13 protein-coding genes are annotated in these 15,534 nt (G+C 62.6%); 8 read left to right on the forward strand and 5 right to left on the reverse strand.

Annotation, left to right across the window (positions count from 1 at the left end):
* Position 1: 1 nt before the first annotated feature.
* Positions 2-1,381 carry an exodeoxyribonuclease VII large subunit gene (gene xseA / locus NJ69_RS01700; protein WP_039583057.1) on the reverse strand — a complete coding sequence of 460 codons (1,380 nt, stop codon included), beginning with the start codon at positions 1,379-1,381 and terminating at the stop codon, positions 2-4.
* A 97-nt stretch (positions 1,382-1,478) separates the two neighbouring features.
* Positions 1,479-2,357 carry a LysR family transcriptional regulator gene (locus NJ69_RS01705; RefSeq protein WP_039575718.1) on the reverse strand — a complete coding sequence of 293 codons (879 nt, stop codon included), beginning with the start codon at positions 2,355-2,357 and terminating at the stop codon, positions 1,479-1,481.
* Between the two features lie 101 nt (positions 2,358-2,458).
* Here NJ69_RS01705 and NJ69_RS01710 point away from each other — a divergent pair, with 101 nt between their 5' ends.
* The 5 genes from NJ69_RS01710 to NJ69_RS01730 all read left to right on the forward strand — a co-directional run bounded on the left by NJ69_RS01710 (position 2,459) and on the right by NJ69_RS01730 (position 7,762).
* Positions 2,459-3,214, forward strand: a complete 756-nt coding sequence (locus tag NJ69_RS01710) for a sulfite exporter TauE/SafE family protein (RefSeq protein WP_039575720.1) — start codon at positions 2,459-2,461, stop codon at positions 3,212-3,214.
* Between the two features lie 48 nt (positions 3,215-3,262).
* Positions 3,263-3,808 (forward strand): hypothetical protein, encoded by a 546-nt coding sequence (locus NJ69_RS01715; protein ID WP_039575723.1) that lies wholly within the window; start codon positions 3,263-3,265, stop codon positions 3,806-3,808.
* Positions 3,809-3,894: 86 nt separating this feature from the next.
* Complete coding sequence (gene guaB, locus NJ69_RS01720; protein WP_039575726.1) at positions 3,895-5,364, forward strand: IMP dehydrogenase; 1,470 nt, start codon at positions 3,895-3,897, stop codon at positions 5,362-5,364.
* 132 nt (positions 5,365-5,496) lie between these two features.
* Positions 5,497-7,074: a glutamine-hydrolyzing GMP synthase gene (gene guaA / locus NJ69_RS01725; protein ID WP_039575728.1), complete on the forward strand. Its 1,578-nt coding sequence runs from the start codon at positions 5,497-5,499 to the stop codon at positions 7,072-7,074.
* A 283-nt stretch (positions 7,075-7,357) separates the two neighbouring features.
* Positions 7,358-7,762 (forward strand): hypothetical protein, encoded by a 405-nt coding sequence (locus NJ69_RS01730; protein ID WP_029613360.1) that lies wholly within the window; start codon positions 7,358-7,360, stop codon positions 7,760-7,762.
* A gap of 187 nt (positions 7,763-7,949) precedes the next feature.
* Here NJ69_RS01730 and NJ69_RS01735 read toward each other — a convergent pair whose 3' ends face one another.
* Complete coding sequence (locus NJ69_RS01735) at positions 7,950-9,965, reverse strand: autotransporter outer membrane beta-barrel domain-containing protein (protein WP_245219494.1); 2,016 nt, start codon at positions 9,963-9,965, stop codon at positions 7,950-7,952.
* Positions 9,966-10,716: 751 nt separating this feature from the next.
* Between NJ69_RS01735 and NJ69_RS01740 the strand changes: the two genes are divergently transcribed.
* The 3 genes from NJ69_RS01740 (at position 10,717) to tadA (ending at position 14,301) form a co-directional block, all read left to right on the forward strand.
* Entirely contained in the window at positions 10,717-12,297 is a 1,581-nt protein-coding gene (locus NJ69_RS01740) for a phage tail sheath family protein (protein WP_039575733.1), read from the forward strand.
* Positions 12,298-12,439: 142 nt separating this feature from the next.
* Complete coding sequence (locus NJ69_RS01745) at positions 12,440-13,822, forward strand: multicopper oxidase family protein (protein ID WP_039575737.1); 1,383 nt, start codon at positions 12,440-12,442, stop codon at positions 13,820-13,822.
* Positions 13,822-14,301, forward strand: a complete 480-nt coding sequence (gene tadA, locus NJ69_RS01750; RefSeq protein ID WP_029613358.1) for a tRNA adenosine(34) deaminase TadA — start codon at positions 13,822-13,824, stop codon at positions 14,299-14,301. Before NJ69_RS01745 ends, tadA begins: the two co-directional genes overlap by 1 nt.
* Positions 14,302-14,313: 12 nt before the next feature.
* Here the strand turns inward: tadA and NJ69_RS01755 are convergent, their stop codons facing one another.
* Positions 14,314-14,886, reverse strand: coding sequence for a L,D-transpeptidase family protein (locus NJ69_RS01755; RefSeq protein WP_029613357.1), 573 nt, complete (start codon positions 14,884-14,886; stop codon positions 14,314-14,316).
* Between the two features lie 19 nt (positions 14,887-14,905).
* Positions 14,906-15,457 (reverse strand): NUDIX hydrolase, encoded by a 552-nt coding sequence (locus NJ69_RS01760; RefSeq protein ID WP_039575740.1) that lies wholly within the window; start codon positions 15,455-15,457, stop codon positions 14,906-14,908.
* Positions 15,458-15,534: the final 77 nt, after the last annotated feature.

Consider the following 15,534-nt stretch of genomic DNA (forward strand, 5'->3'; position numbering starts at 1 on the left):
GTCAGTCCAGAAGCGAGAGGGTGACCGGGGTCTGATGGTTGTCTTCGACCCGCACCTGCAACTCGCCCTGATCCAGGCGTGCGGTCAGGCGTTGGCCGTTGTGAGTCTGGGCGGCGCTGCGGATCGCTTGGCCACGGTCGTCGAGCAGGATGCTGTAGCCGCGCGCCAGGGTGGCCAGGGGGCTGACGATCTGCAACGTTTGCAATTGCGCCTGGAAGCGCTGGCGACGGTCACGAAGCACTGCCTGCATGGCCCTGGGCAAACGTTCGCCCAGGCTGTCCAGGCGCTGTCCCAGCAGGGCCAGGGTGCGCCCGGGATGCTGCGCGGCCAGGCGCGTGTCGAGACGGCCCAGGCGCTGCTGGCGCTGGTTCAGGTCGAGCATGAAGGCGCGGCGCAGGCGCATGTCCAGGTCGTCCAGGCGCTGGGCCTGCTGGCGCAGTCGCTCGCGTGGATGGCGCAGGCGTCGGGCCAGGCCGTCGAGGCGCAGACGGTCGTGGCTCAAGCGGGCATTCATGCGCAACAGCAGACGGCGTTGCAGGCTGTCCAGGCGTTGCAGCAGACCGCTGCTGTCGGGCGCCAGCAATTCGGCGGCCGCCGAGGGCGTGGGGGCCCGCACATCGGCGACGAAGTCGCTGATCGACACATCGGTCTCATGCCCCACCGCGCTGACGATCGGCGTGACGCAGGCCGCGATGGCGCGCGCCACCGGTTCTTCGTTGAAGCACCACAAGTCTTCCAGCGAGCCACCGCCACGGGCCAGAATCAGCGCGTCGAAGCCAAGGCTGTCGGCCCGCTGCAGCGCGCGCACGATCTGCCCGACGGCTTCGCGCCCCTGCACCGCCGTGGGGATCAGGTTGAGTTCCACCTGCGGTGCGCGGCGAGCGAAGACGCTGATGATGTCGCGGATCACCGCGCCGGTGGGGGAGGTGACGATGCCGATGCGCCGCGGATGCGCCGGCAGCGGCTGTTTGCGCTCGGCGGCGAACAGGCCCTGTTCGCCCAGTTTTTCCTTCAGGGCTTCGAAGGCCAGGCGCAGGGCGCCATCGCCCGCCGGCTCGACGCTGTCGACGATCAACTGGTAGTCGCCACGGCCCTCGAACAGCGACACCTTGCCGCGTACCTTCACCGCCAGACCGTCACGCAGGGCCTGGCGAACCCGCGCAGCGTTCTGCCGGAACAGCGCGCAGCGCACCTGGGCACCACTGTCTTTCAGGGTGAAGTAGAGGTGGCCGGAGGCTGGGCGGGCGAGGTTGGATATCTCGCCTTCCACCCAGACACTGCGGAACACGTCCTCGAGCAGCACGCGGGCGCGGCCGTTGAGCTGGGTGACGGTGAGGACCTCGCGGTCCAGGCCGAGTCGTTCGAAAGGGTCTCTGATCATGGCGGGCATCATAAAGGACAACGCTTGCGATTGTCTGTGTCCGCTCCTTGGGTGGCAGCGAGGGGTACGCAGGGGTGGTGCCCCCCATCAGCCGACCTCACGCCGTCATCGCCGCCACGAACTGCCTCACCAGCACGCTCGCGTCAGCGCGACAGGCCAAGGCCACCGTGCTGTCACAGCGTGGTTTCAGTGTGATGAACTTCAGCGAAACCGGGGCAATGTCGCGCATGCAGGCCGGCAACAGCGCCACGCCCAAACCGGCCTCGATCAATTGAAGCTGGGTGGTCTTGCGTGACACCACCTGGGCGGCCTTGGGAAAGAATCCTGCGTCCAGGCACAGCGAAGCCGACAAGTAACTCAGTCCGCCTCGATGCCGGTGGGGAACGGACACGAAGCGTTCGTCCTTCAAGCGCTCCAGCGCGGCTTCAGACACGCCAGCCAGCGGATGCTCGGCCGCGACGGCCAGCAACAGCGGTTCGCTGAACAGCTCGTGCAGTTCGACGCCTTCGTGCTGGCGCAGCACGGGCAGGCGCAGCAGGCCGATGTCCAGGCGTCCTTCGGCGATGTCCAGCAGTTGCGCCTCCGATGACTGCTGGGCGATTTCCAGGTTGACCTCTGGATGGTTTCGCAGATAGCTGCTCAGGCGCGTCAGCAGTTCGCCCGTGAGGGGAACGGTGCTGGAATGACTCAACTGCAGGCTGCCGCGCAGACCTTGTCCGACCTCCAGCGCCAGGCGCTGTGCGCTGTCCAGGTCTGCCAGGAGTTGCCGAGCCCGACCGAGAAACGCTTCGCCGGCCGGAGTCAATCGAGGCTGGCGTGCGGTGCGCTCGAACAGCTGTGTACCGAGATGCTGCTCCAGTTCCTTGATCTGGCGGCTCAAGGCCGATTGGGCGACGTACAGCCGCTCGGCAGCCGCCGTGAAGCTGCCGCTGTCGGCGATTTCCACGAAGTAGCGCAGTTGGCGGAGGGAGGTCATCCTTGATATGCCTTTTCGAGATGGGTATGGGGGTCAAGGCATATTAGTCGGCATAGCTTAAGGGTGGCTAACCTTGTGCTGTCTTTCCAGGAAACCTGCACATGTTCATTGCGCTTCCTTTTACAGGGTTGGAGTGGCTGCCGATCCTATTAGGCATTGCTGCCGCTTACGTCGTCTTTGGCATTGCCGGCTTCGGCACCGCGTTGATTGCCGGGCCGGTGTTGATCCATTTCATGCCGTTGTCGCGGATCATTCCGCTGCTGGTGTTGCTCGATTTCGTCGCCGCTTTCGGCAACCTGCTGCCGTCGCGACGTGATGTGGTGCGCAGCGAACTGCTGCGCCTGCTGCCGTGCATGGCGCTGGGCTGCACCTTGGGCGTGGCGTTCCTGCTGCACCTGAAATCGGACCTGCTGCTCTTGCTCATGGGGCTGTTCGTCACCGCTTACGCGCTCTACAGCCTCTGCGTGAAGGCTCGCCCGCATCGTCTGGCCGCCGCCTGGGCGGTGCCCATGGGGACGGTGGGCGGGCTGTTCGGGGCACTGTTCGGCAGTGGCGGCTTTCTCTATGCGATCTACCTCAGTGCGCGGCTGACGGCCAAGGAGCACGTGCGGGCGACGCAGAGCGCATTGATCAGTTGCAGCACCCTGGTGCGGCTGGCGCTGTTCCTGGTGGCCGGGGTGTATGCCGACAGTCGCTTGCTGTGGCTGGCGGTGTGCTTGCTGCCGGTGATGGCGAGCGGCTTGTGGCTGGGGCGGCGCCTGAGCCTGCGCCTGTCCCGCGAGGCCTTCGTGCGTCTGGTCACCTGGTTGGTGCTGGCCAGTGGGCTGGCGCTGATCGGTCGCTACCTCACGGGCTGAGCAGGGCGTAGACTTGCGCGATCGCTACAGTTTCAGGCCTGACCCTTCATGAACATCCACAGCATCATTGTCCCCAAACTGTCCACCGTACCCGCGCACGAGGCCCGCGCCCGGGCCATCGTGCGCTGGCTGGTGCGCGAGAAAATCGTCGAGGAACACCTGAGCACCTGCGGGCGCACCGGCAACCGCATGGGCCATGCATTGGCCGAGGGGGCACGCAAGGTGGCCCTGCACCCGGAGCGTCTGCCGTTTGGCGAGCCGGTCAATGGTCTGGAAGTGATGCTCAAGCGCTGCATCTATACCCCGACTGACGGCTTTCTGGAGGAAGCCGGCTGCCCTGAGTGTCGCCGCGAAGTGGGCGAACCGCTGTTCGAAAGCCTGGAGGAGTGGATGCCAGCGGTGAGTGACAACTTCACCTGCCCGCTGTGCGGCTTCGAGGACGACATCAACGGCTTCCTGTATCTGCAGCCGTGCGCGTTCTCCAATCTGGGCTTCATCTTCAACAACTGGGGCGAGGCCGGGTTCACCCAGGCTTTTCTCGACAACTTCGCCGACTGGCTGGATCAACCGGTGGCGGTGGTCAGGGTGGGCTGAGCGGTGAGGCCTGCTGCCCATTGAGCCCCGGGCCCTGCATGAGTATAATGGCGCGCTTCCATTTTTCCCGCCCGGGAGCCCCCGCGATGCTGCGTATCAGCCAAGAAGCCCTGACCTTCGACGACATTCTCCTTGTACCCGGTTATTCCGAGGTACTGCCCAATGAAGTCAGCCTCAAGACCCGATTGACCCGCGGCATCGAGCTGAACATCCCGCTGGTGTCCGCTGCCATGGACACCGTCACCGAAGCGCGCCTGGCCATCGCCATGGCCCAGGAAGGCGGCATCGGCATCATCCACAAGAACATGACCATCGAGCAGCAGGCCGGCGAAGTGCGCAAGGTCAAGAAGTTCGAGGCTGGCGTGGTCAAGGATCCGATCACCATCGAGGCCGACGCCACCGTGCGCGACCTGTTCGACCTCACCCGTCTGAACAACATCTCCGGCGTTCCGGTGCTGGAAAACGGTGATCTGGTGGGTATCGTCACCTCCCGCGACGTGCGCTTCGAATCGCGTCTGGACGCCAAGGTACGCGACGTGATGACGCCCAAAGAGCGTCTGGTCACCGTGCGTGAAGGCGCCGACAAGAACGAAGTCCGCGAGCTGCTGCACAAGCATCGTCTGGAAAAAGTCCTGATCGTCGACGACAAGTTCGCCCTCAAGGGCATGATGACCGTCAAGGACATCGAAAAAGCCAAGGCCTACCCGCTGGCCAGCAAGGACGACCAGGGTCGCCTGCGCGTCGGCGCGGCGGTCGGCACCGGCAAGGACACCGGCGAGCGTGTTGCTGCGCTGGTGGCCGCTGGCGTCGACGTGGTGGTGGTCGACACCGCCCACGGCCACTCCAAGGGGGTGATCGAACGCGTTCGCTGGGTCAAGCAAACCTACCCGCAGGTGCAGGTGATCGGCGGCAACATCGCCACTGGCGCCGCCGCCAAGGCCCTGGCCGAAGCGGGCGCCGATGCGGTCAAGGTCGGTATCGGCCCAGGCTCGATCTGCACTACCCGTATCGTCGCCGGTGTCGGCGTGCCGCAGATCAGCGCCATCGCCAACGTTGCCGCTGCGCTGGAAGGCACAGGCGTGCCGCTGATCGCCGACGGCGGTATCCGCTTCTCCGGTGACCTGTCCAAGGCCATCGTTGCCGGTGCTTCCTGCGTCATGATGGGTTCGATGTTCGCCGGTACCGAAGAGGCTCCAGGCGAAGTCGAGCTGTTCCAGGGCCGTTCCTACAAGGCCTACCGCGGCATGGGCTCACTGGGTGCCATGGCGCAGGCGCAAGGCTCGTCCGACCGCTACTTCCAGGACTCCTCGGCCGGCGCCGAAAAGCTGGTGCCGGAAGGTATCGAAGGCCGCGTACCATACAAGGGCGCCCTGGCCGCGATCATCCACCAACTGATGGGCGGCCTGCGTTCGTCCATGGGCTACACCGGCAGCGCGACCATCGAAGAGATGCGCACCAAGCCTGAGTTCGTGCGCATCACCGGCGCTGGCATGGCCGAGTCCCACGTGCACGACGTGCAGATCACCAAGGAAGCGCCGAACTACCGGGTCGGCTGACCCCTGAAGCCGCGCCGCGCGGCTTCGCCACATGTGACAAACGATGGCTGCGTCGATGCAGCCATCGTGTTTTTCCCCCGATCAACTTGCAGCTTGCAGCTTCAAGCTCGCAGCTGAATCAGAGATTCCCCCATGGCCCTCGACATTCACGCTCACCGCATCCTGATCCTCGATTTCGGTTCCCAGTACACCCAGTTGATCGCCCGCCGTGTACGCGAGATCGGCGTGTATTGCGAACTGCACCCGTTCGACATGGACGATGAGGCGATTCGCGAATTCAACCCACGCGGCATCATCCTCGCCGGTGGTCCCGAGTCGGTTCACGAAGCCAACAGCCCACGCGCGCCGCAGGCCGTGTTCGACCTGAAGGTGCCGGTGCTGGGCATCTGCTACGGCATGCAGACCATGGCCGAGCAGATGGGCGGCAAGGTTGCCGGCTCCGAGCTGCGTGAGTTCGGCTATGCCCGAGTCGATGTAGTCGGCAAGAGCCGCCTGCTCGACGGCATCGAAGACCATGTCGATGCCGACGGCGTGCTGGGGCTGGACGTGTGGATGAGCCACGGCGACAAGGTCACCCAGATGCCGGCCGACTTCCACGTGCTGGCCAGCACCCCGAGCTGCCCGATTGCTGGCATGTTCGACGACGCGCGCGGCTACTACGGCGTGCAGTTCCACCCGGAAGTGACCCACACCAAGCAGGGCGGTCGCATCCTGTCGCGTTTCGTCCAGGACATCTGCGGCTGCGAAGCCCTGTGGACCCCCTCCAACATCGTCGAAGACGCCATCGCTCAAGTGCGCGAGCAAGTGGGTTCGGCCAACGTCCTGCTGGGCCTGTCCGGCGGTGTCGACAGCTCGGTGGTCGCGGCGCTGCTGCACCGCGCCATCGGCGATCAACTGACCTGCGTGTTCGTCGACAACGGCCTTCTGCGCCTGCACGAGGGCGACCAGGTGATGGCCATGTTCAAGGAGAACATGGGCGTCAAGGTGATCCGCGCCGACGCCGAGAAGCAGTTCCTCGATAACCTGGCCGGCGAAGCCGACCCGGAGAAGAAGCGCAAGATCATCGGCCGCACCTTCATCGACGTGTTCGATGCCGAGGCCAGCAAGCTGCCCAACATCCAGTTCCTCGCCCAAGGCACCATCTACCCCGACGTGATCGAGTCGGCCGGCGCCAAGAGCGGCAAGGCCCACGTGATCAAGTCGCACCACAACGTCGGCGGCCTGCCGGAGGAAATGAACCTCAAGCTGGTCGAGCCGCTGCGCGAGCTGTTCAAGGATGAAGTGCGCAAGATCGGCCTGGAGTTGGGCCTGCCGTACGACATGGTCTACCGCCACCCGTTCCCAGGCCCGGGCCTGGGTGTGCGTATCCTCGGCGAAGTGAAGAAGGACTACGCCGACATCCTGCGCCGCGCCGACCACATCTTCATCGAAGAACTGCGCAAGGCTGACTGGTATCACAAGACCAGCCAGGCCTTCGTCGTATTCCAGCCGGTGAAGTCGGTAGGCGTCGTCGGCGACGGCCGCCGCTACGCCTGGGTCGTTGCCCTGCGCGCCGTGGAGACCGTGGACTTCATGACCGCACGCTGGGCGCACCTGCCTTACGAGCTGCTGGAGACCGTCAGCGGGCGCATCATCAACGAGATCGAAGGCATCTCGCGGGTGACTTACGACGTGTCGAGCAAGCCGCCGGCGACGATTGAGTGGGAATGATCCCGCGTTCGGTTTAGACCGGTATCAAGTAGTAGAAGCGACACCCAAAGCCCGCGTCCCTGCGGGCTTTGGGTTTTTGGAAGTTGGGAATAAGTAACGCTGTGCAGTGTTTTTGACGCGTTATAGAATCACCGACTGTATTGAATACCACGAATGCAGTTTCCGCGAATGGCTAAACTGCCTAACCCAAAACACGGATAGCCTTAGGTGATTTACACTACGCTTGTCCGGCCAGTGCTCGCAGCCTGGGATGTACTCATGATGATGTATAAGGATGTCTAACATGTTTTATGTGCAGGATGCTGTGCTGGTGTTTGTTTTGCTTGGTATTCCCTATGCCTTTTTACTTAAAAAGGCGGGGCTCTCTCCGTATTGGTCGTTGATGTTCATGATTGTCCCATTCGGTATACCGTTGGGCGCATGGATTGGCTTCCCGATTCTTGCCCTCAGGGCATGGCCTGCCAGGAATGAATTACCCAACAGGTACTTCCTGGCCGTTCCTCAAAACGTCACGTTGGTCCTGCTCCACCTTGTGATGCCGATCTTTTCAATCTTTGTAATTCTCAAGAAGTCTGGCTACAGCGGATGGTGGTGTTTGACCGCTGTGATACCTCCAGCCGCTTTCATCATGCTCTGGGTCATTGCATTCAAGAAAAGAACAATGCAAGCACCCGTAGCGCCATGCTAGTGGGCTAGCGTCATTCGCTTTTTATGCCCTGTCTTAGAAGTGAGCTGAGCCCCATGTTTCGGGGTTCACGCGAACGTGGTGGGAGCGGCCTTGTGCCGCGAAAGGGCCGCGAAGCGGCCCCAGCATTCTTTAGGCGAACAGCATTACCGTAAATACGGGATTTGTTGTTTCAGGCAAAGACGTTCAATCAGAAGTCATAACGCACATTGGCCATGAAACTGTTTGCATCGAAACCACTGCGGGCCAGGTAGTTGTAACTTCCACCTACGTTCCATGCGCCCACGCGATAGGTCGCGCCGAGTCCCAGCTCGTAGCTGTCGCGTGCCGGCGTGGCACCGGTGGTGGTGAACGCGTTGCCGCCGAGCACGAAGGTCGAGGTGGTGCTGGCCTTGTCGCCGATGAAGTCGTGCCAAGCCATCAATTTGGCCTCCGGCTCCAGGCTGCCCACGCCCATGTCGAAGGCTGCCGCCAGGCGAGCGCCCAGGCCCATTTCGCCGATTTCATAGCGCTGGCTGCCGACTTTGAGGGCGGCCGAGCTGCCTTTTTCCCGGTACGAATCGATCGACACATTGGCATAGCGTGCCCCGACCTGCGGTTCCACAAGCCATTGCTTGTCGAGTTGGAAGCGGTAGCCGGCCAATGCATTGACGCCGAAGATCTCGCTGTCGTAATCGGCTTTGGCGCGGGTGCCGGCAATGTAGCGTTTGGATGCGTTGTCGTTCCAGCCATACATCAGCGAGGTATCGACGAAGACGTTGCCGCGCGTCCAGTTGCCGTACAAGGTCAGGGCATGGCCGCTGACATCGGTTTTGTGGCCCAGGTCGGATTTGACGTCGCTGGTCAGGTAGCTGTAGGCCAGGCCCAGGGTGGTGTCGGCATTGAGCTTGCCATCGGCACCCAGGGCGATGCCTTTGGTCTTGGCGTCGTAGCCTTGGACGCCGTGGCGGTTGTCCTGGTTGGCATCGCTGGACAGCGTTTGCAGCCAGACGCCTTGCTCAGGTAGTACTTCACCGGAAGACAGGCCGCTACGCGCTTTGCCGGCGCGCGCGTGAATGGCATTGGCCACCAGATTCAGGCTGTCGGTGGCGGCATTGATCACGCCACGGCTGACGTCCGGCGTCAGGGTTTCGGCCAGTTGGGCGAGTTCGGCGTTGCTGGCGGCGCTGGCGAAACGCTGGAAGACCGGGTCGCTTTCGGCGATCTGGCCCATGATCGTGTTCTTCAGCGGATTCACGGCGTTGACCGCGTTGTCCGAACCGCTGGCCTCCACCACGTTCTGTGCGACCTCCTCATCGCTGCGGGTGGTCACCAATGCTTTGACGTCCTGGCCTTCGATACCGAAGTTCTTGACTTCGAGCAGGGCCGACGAAGACACCACGGAGAGGTTCTGTTGTTCTTCCCAGGTGCCGGAATTGATCAGCGTGTAGCGTGTGCCTTGGGCAGATGTGCGGAAATCGTCGGAGCGCGCTTGCAGTTCGACCTGGCTACCTTTGGAGAAGTAGGTATTGCCGGTGACTTTCAGGATCGGCGTGTTGGGCTGTGTGTCGTTGTCCAGCAACAGGCGCAGGCGTGCGGTGTCGCTGTCCAAGTCGAGGTCGCCGACGATCGTGGTCTGTGGGCGCAGCAGCGTTAGGCGGCCTCCGTCAATATCGACGAAGCCGCTGCGAATGGTCGAGCCATCGAACTGCGCATCGCCTTTGACCAGGACACCGCCCAGGCCCTGCAGGTCTCCCTTCACTTGGCCGCCGCGCCAGTAAAAGTAGGTATTAGGTGCATCCTCGTCGGCCAGAATCGCTGCGACGCCGCCTTCGATCAGGCCGCTGGTCTGGGTGATGCTGAGCAGGTTCCCCGGTGTGCTGGCATCGATGACGTGGATACCTACACCGTCGGCTGAAATAGTCCCACTGTTGTTGACGTCGGACTGATAAGGAGAGCCCGGCGCGTTACCGGTGAATTGAGCTTTATCGAGCACGATGCCCTCAGCGTCGGTGCCACGTGCCGTTATGGTGCCGGTGTTGTTGATGCGCGCTTGAGTCGAGCTGATCCACATGCCTTCGGCCTCTTCACCCGTGACGGTGATGTTGCCGGAGTTATTCACCTCGCCTGCGATCTTGGTCCGATACATTTGCAGACCGCCGCCGAGATCACCGCTCACCGTGATGTCACCCTGGTTGATCACATCGCCAGCGATGTTGGCGTACAAGCCGTCGATCGAGATTCCTGCTGCGAATCCTTTTGAGCTATCTGCTCGGTTGATTGTGCCTCGGTTTATTACGTTACCTGCCAGGGTGACGTCATTAAACCTAACCCCTGCGTTCTGGGAGGTGCCGGTGAAGGTGGCATTATTGAAAACTTCACCGGTACTAAGGTAGCCCCCAGTACTCAGATCGTGATTCAGATTGTTCAGGGGTTCAGCTTGGAGTGGGGCAACGACAGCTGCCACGGAGAGCGCCAACAGTGAGCGGCGCAGAGGGGAAATAGTCAAAGCAGTATCCTTACAAGGCAGAGACTGGCAGGGAACGATCCGCATTGGCGTCTACTGTTGGCATCCCTGCCAGCTTTTCAGTGGAGTGCTGAATCAAGCGCGCGTGAATTTACACGAATGAAGATGGCAATTCACCACTATCCATTCAGCGTGCGGCCAGATATTTCAGAAATGCGACAGGTGTCTCTCAGGTCTGGACTTTCTCTAATGTTTAATCGGAAATCGTTCGAGCGATTTCAGCGATGCCATAGCCCAGCAGCGACGAGACGAGGGCGGGCCATCGCGCGACAGCGAATGTGAAGATTGGCTGAAATGCCTCGATAGGGTTGGCAGCGATTCGAACGGTTAGTGGCTAAAAGCCGCTATCGTGCTAGCGTCACTCCTACCCGTATTTCTGGTTCAGCGGGGCGCATTGGCTCCCTGCATGGCGGTCGATTCGCCTCCCACTCCTACATGACGAGGACACGCCATGATCTCCACTCCCAAGACGCCCGGCGTGTACATCACCGAGCTCAATGCGTTTCCCAACTCAGTCGCGCCCATCGCGACCGCTGTGCCCGCGTTCATCGGCTATACGCCGCGCGCCGATTATCGAGGCGCGTCCTATTACAACAAGGCCGTGAAGATCACCTCGTTCGCCGAGTTCCAGGCCTATTTCCTGCTGGACAATCCGCCGCCGCCGGCGGAGCCGGCGCGCCAATACAGTCCTGCGTACTACCTGGTAGCGCAGAACGCGCAACCTGACTCGGGTCAGTTCGTGCTGATCGGCGGCACGTACTATTCGATAGTGCCCGACCCCAGCACCGTCTATTACCTCTACAACAGCATTCGCCTGTTCTATCAGAACGGCGGCGGCGATGCCTACGTCGTTGCGGTCGGCGCCTATGGTGCACCCAGCCACAGGCCGGCCAGCGATGCATCGGCACCTGTCGTCAACCCCAACGTACAATTGGCCGATCTGCAACGAGGCTTGAGTGTGCTGCTCAAGGAGGCGGAGCCGACCTTGTACATCTGTCCAGAGGCCACCCTGCTGACGGTGGCCGACAACGGCACACTGATGCGGGGGATGCTGGAGCAGGCCGAGCAGATGGGTACTGCGCTCTGCGTGTTCGACATCATTGGCGCAGACAAACCTGATCCGGTCCACTACACCCAGGACATTCAGACCTTCCGTGGCAACGTCGGTCAAAATGGGCTGAGCTATGGCGCCTGCTATTACCCGTTCATCGGCACCCACGTGATGCAGCCGGCCGAGATGGATTTCACCCAGCTGTTCGGGGGCGATACCGCGCAACTGGCGGCGTTGATCAATCCGCCGGCAGCACCGAATGTAGCGGTCGCGGCACTGCTGGAAATGATCCTGACACCGCCGGCCCAGGCGATGAGCAACAGCCAGTTGCAGGCCGGGCTGCTCAACGCCAGTCAGAGCTACCGAACAATCATCGAAAAAGTGCTCGAATGCGTCAACGTGCTGCCCCCCAGCGGCGCGATGGCGGGGGTCTACGCGGCAAGCGACAACTCAGGAGGGGTGTGGAGTGCCCCGGCCAACAGGGGCATCGTCGGTGCCGTCAGCTTGCCGATTCAGCTGTCCGACGCCCAGCAGGAAGGTCTCAACATCGATGCCGATTCGGGCAAGTCGGTCAACGCCATCCGCTCTTTCCAAGGCGCGGGCATTTTGATCTGGGGGGCACGCACCCTCGACGGCAACAGCCAGGACTGGCGCTATATCCCGGTGCGCCGGACCATGATCTTCCTTGAGCAGTCGATCAAGCTGGCCGCGCAGCCCTATGTGTTCCAGCCCAACACCGCCGACACTTGGGGCGCCGTGAAGGCCATGATCACCAGCTTCCTCACCGGTATCTGGAAGGCGGGTGGCCTGCGGGGAGCGACCCCTGATGAGGCGTTCCACGTGAGCGTCGGGCTGGGGTCGACCATGACCCCGGAAGACTTGCTTGACGGCTACCTGCGTATCAGCGTCCAGGTCGCGGTGATGAGGCCGGCCGAGTTCCTCACCATCGCCATCGTTCAGGAGCAGGCCAAGTCCGACTGAGATGGGGCGCCAGCCGCGTTCGACCCTGCTACCGCGCGACAATCGAGCACTTAATCTTTCTCAGTTGCAGGTGTATCGTATTCGCCCTTCCGTCACTGGCCGATAATGGCCATTTGATTGCGCCTACGAGGTACCTGCACCGATGTCCTTTACCCGTCGACAAATGCTCAAAGGCCTGACCGGTCTCGTGGTGGTTGGCCTGGGCGCCGGAGGTGCGGCGCGTTACTGGCTGGGCAAGGTCGAAGATGAAAATGCCGGGCACGACTACGAGCTGATCGCCGCCCCACTGGACGTCGAACTGGTCCCGGGCTTCAAGACTGAAGCCTGGGCGTTCGGGCCTTCGGCGCCGGGCACCGAACTGCGGGTGCGCCAGGGAACCTGGCTGCGGGTGCGCTTCATCAATCACCTGCCGGTGGAAACCACCATCCATTGGCACGGCATTCGTCTGCCGCTGGAAATGGATGGCGTGCCCTACGTGTCGCAACTGCCGGTCAAGCCGGGTGAGTTCTTCGACTACAAATTCCGCGTGCCGGATGCTGGCAGCTACTGGTATCACCCGCATGTCAGCAGTTCCGAAGAGCTGGGCCGCGGCCTGGTGGGGCCGTTGATCGTCGAGGAGCGCGAGCCCACCGGCTTTCTTCACGAGCGCACGCTAAGCTTGAAGACCTGGCACGTGGACGAGCAGGGCGCCTTCATGCCCTTCAGCGTACCGCGCGAGGCGGCGCGCAATGGCACGGCCGGGCGGCTGATCACCATCAACGGCCAGGCCGAGTCGGTCACCGAGCTACCGGCCGGCCAAGTAGTGCGCGTGCGGCTGCTCAACCTGGACAACACCTGGACCTACCGCATCAACCTCAAGGGTAATTGCGAGGCCAAGGTCTACGCCCTCGATGGCAACCCGGTCACGCCGAGACCGCTGGAGGACGAGTACTGGCTCGGCCCCGGCATGCGCATCTGCCTGGCCATTCGCATTCCCGAAGCGGGCGAGGAGATCTCGTTGCGTGATGGTTTCGTGCGTCTCGGTACGCTGCGTTCGGTGGCCAGCAGTGAGGCCCCCGGCAACTGGCCCAAGGCCCTGCCGCCCAATCCCATCGCCGAGCCGGATCTGGAAAAGGCCGAGAAGCTCAACTTCAACTTCGAGTGGGCAGGCAAGGTCTCGGTGGACACCGACAACGGCAGGCCACCGAGCCTGTGGCAGATCAACGGGCAGGCCTGGGACATCACCGACAAGACCTGCGCCGACCGTCCCATCGCCACGCTGAAAAAGGGCAAGAGCTACATCTTCGAGCTGAAGAACATGACCCAGTACCAGCACCCGATCCATCTGCACGGCATGAGCTTCAAGGTGATCGCCTCCAATCGGCACAAGATCACCGAGCCCTGGTTCACCGACACCTACCTGCTGGGCCGCAACGAACGTGCCCAGGTGGCCTTGGTGGCGGATAACCCCGGCACCTGGATGTTCCATTGCCATGTGATCGACCACATGGAAACCGGCCTGATGGCCGCGATCGCGGTGGTGTGATGCGCCCGCGGATTATCGATCGCAGCCGCGACGAGGAATTCATGCGCCTGGCGCTGACGCTCGCGGCCCAGGGCGCGGCGCTGGGCGAGGTGCCGGTGGGAGCGGTGCTGGTGCAGCATGGCGAGGTGCTGGGTCAGGGCTTCAATCGCCCGATCATCGACAGCGATCCCAGTGCCCATGCCGAGATGATCGCCATCCGCGCGGCGGCGCAGGCGGCGAACAACTACCGGCTGCCGGGCAGCACCCTGTACGTGACCCTCGAGCCGTGCAGCATGTGCGCTGGGCTGATCGTCCATTCGCGCATCGAGCGGGTGGTGTTCGGCGCGCTCGAACCCAAGGCTGGCGTGGTGCAGAGCCAGGGCCAGTTCTTCACCCAGGGTTTTCTCAACCACCGGGTGCTGTTCGAGGGCGGGGTGCTGGCCGAGGCGTGCGGGGCGATCCTCAGCGAATTCTTCAAGGCCCGGCGGGCCAAGGGCTGACGCAGGTGGCCGTCAGGGACGGATCTCGATCATGGTGCCGTCCTTGACCATGCTCCACACTTCGCGCATGTCGGCGTTGCGCATGGCGATGCAGCCCTCGGTCCAGTCCAGGGTATGGAAGTACCACTCCGGGTACTCTTCGTTGATCGGCGTGCCGTGGATCATGATCATGCTGCCGGCGTTCACCCCGTCACGGCGTGCCTTGGCGGCATCGCTGATGTTCGGGTAGGAAATGTGCATCGCCAGGTTGTAACGGTCGCTGGCCTTGCGCCAGTCGAGCCAGTAGAAACCTTCGGGGGTGCGCTTGTCGCCCTCGCGCTCCTTTGCGCCCTTGGGCTGCTTGCCCAGGGAGATGCGGTAGGTCTTGAGCGGCTCGCCGCGGCTGATCAGTTGCAGGCGACGTTCAGACTTGAGCACCAGCACCTTGTCGATCAACGGCTGGCTCGCACTGCGCGGCGGCAAGACGTGTGGCTGCGCAACCGGCGGCGTGTTCGCGGACGCAGGCTTGCGGATGATGGTTTCGGTGAACGCAGCCTGCGATACCGAGGCCACGCACAGGCAGAAGAGGGCAAGCAAGCAACGCATCACACGTATCCTGAAAGAGCTAGTTGGACGACGACACCAGCATCGGCGGCAGCGATTCATGCCCCAAGGGGAAATGCTGCCTGATGCGGTCGCGATAGTAGCATTCTAGTGTCCTGCTCACGGTGCGAAAAGCCAGCGCGTCCCAGGGGATTTCGTGTTCCTCGAACAGTCGCACCTCAAGGCTCTCGACGCCGACGGCGAAATCCAGGTCGGCCAGTTCGGCGCGGAAGAACACATGCACCTGGTTGATGTGCGGCAAGTCGAACAACTGATAGAGGGTAGCCGGGCCGACCCGCGCGCAAGCTTCCTCGACGGTTTCGCGACGGGCGGCCTGATCGAGCGTCTCGCCGTTTTCCATGAAGCCGGCCGGCAAGGTCCAGAAGCCGCGACGCGGTTCGATGGCGCGGCGGCACAGCAGCACCTGCGTGCCCCAGGTCGGCAGCACCCCGGCGACGATGTTGGGGTTCTGGTAATGAATGGTGTGACAGGCCGGGCAAACATAGCGCAGCCGGCTGTCGCCCTCGGGAATCTGTTGAATGACCGGGTTGCCGCACGCACTGCAGAATTTCATGCTGATCGTCCTGTGTGGGTGGCTATCTTGGCGCGGCCTGGTGGGTTGCCGCAAGCGGCCAGGGCTTGGGTGCTCCC

It is taken from the genome of Pseudomonas parafulva (assembly GCF_000800255.1).
Taxonomy (GTDB): domain Bacteria; phylum Pseudomonadota; class Gammaproteobacteria; order Pseudomonadales; family Pseudomonadaceae; genus Aquipseudomonas; species Aquipseudomonas boreofloridensis.

Coding starts and splice junctions, on each gene's coding strand:
- NJ69_RS01710 (WP_039575720.1), top strand. CDS start 2,459: ATGTTCATTGCGCTTCCTTTTACAGGGTTGGAGTGGCTGCCGATCCTA.
- NJ69_RS01715 (WP_039575723.1), top strand. CDS start 3,263: ATGAACATCCACAGCATCATTGTCCCCAAACTGTCCACCGTACCCGCG.
- xseA (WP_039583057.1), bottom strand. CDS start 1,381: ATGATCAGAGACCCTTTCGAACGACTCGGCCTGGACCGCGAGGTCCTC.
- NJ69_RS01760 (WP_039575740.1), bottom strand. CDS start 15,457: ATGAAATTCTGCAGTGCGTGCGGCAACCCGGTCATTCAACAGATTCCC.
- guaB (WP_039575726.1), top strand. CDS start 3,895: ATGCTGCGTATCAGCCAAGAAGCCCTGACCTTCGACGACATTCTCCTT.
- NJ69_RS01730 (WP_029613360.1), top strand. CDS start 7,358: ATGTTTTATGTGCAGGATGCTGTGCTGGTGTTTGTTTTGCTTGGTATT.
- NJ69_RS01705 (WP_039575718.1), bottom strand. CDS start 2,357: ATGACCTCCCTCCGCCAACTGCGCTACTTCGTGGAAATCGCCGACAGC.
- tadA (WP_029613358.1), top strand. CDS start 13,822: ATGCGCCCGCGGATTATCGATCGCAGCCGCGACGAGGAATTCATGCGC.
- guaA (WP_039575728.1), top strand. CDS start 5,497: ATGGCCCTCGACATTCACGCTCACCGCATCCTGATCCTCGATTTCGGT.
- NJ69_RS01755 (WP_029613357.1), bottom strand. CDS start 14,886: ATGCGTTGCTTGCTTGCCCTCTTCTGCCTGTGCGTGGCCTCGGTATCG.
- NJ69_RS01745 (WP_039575737.1), top strand. CDS start 12,440: ATGTCCTTTACCCGTCGACAAATGCTCAAAGGCCTGACCGGTCTCGTG.
- NJ69_RS01740 (WP_039575733.1), top strand. CDS start 10,717: ATGATCTCCACTCCCAAGACGCCCGGCGTGTACATCACCGAGCTCAAT.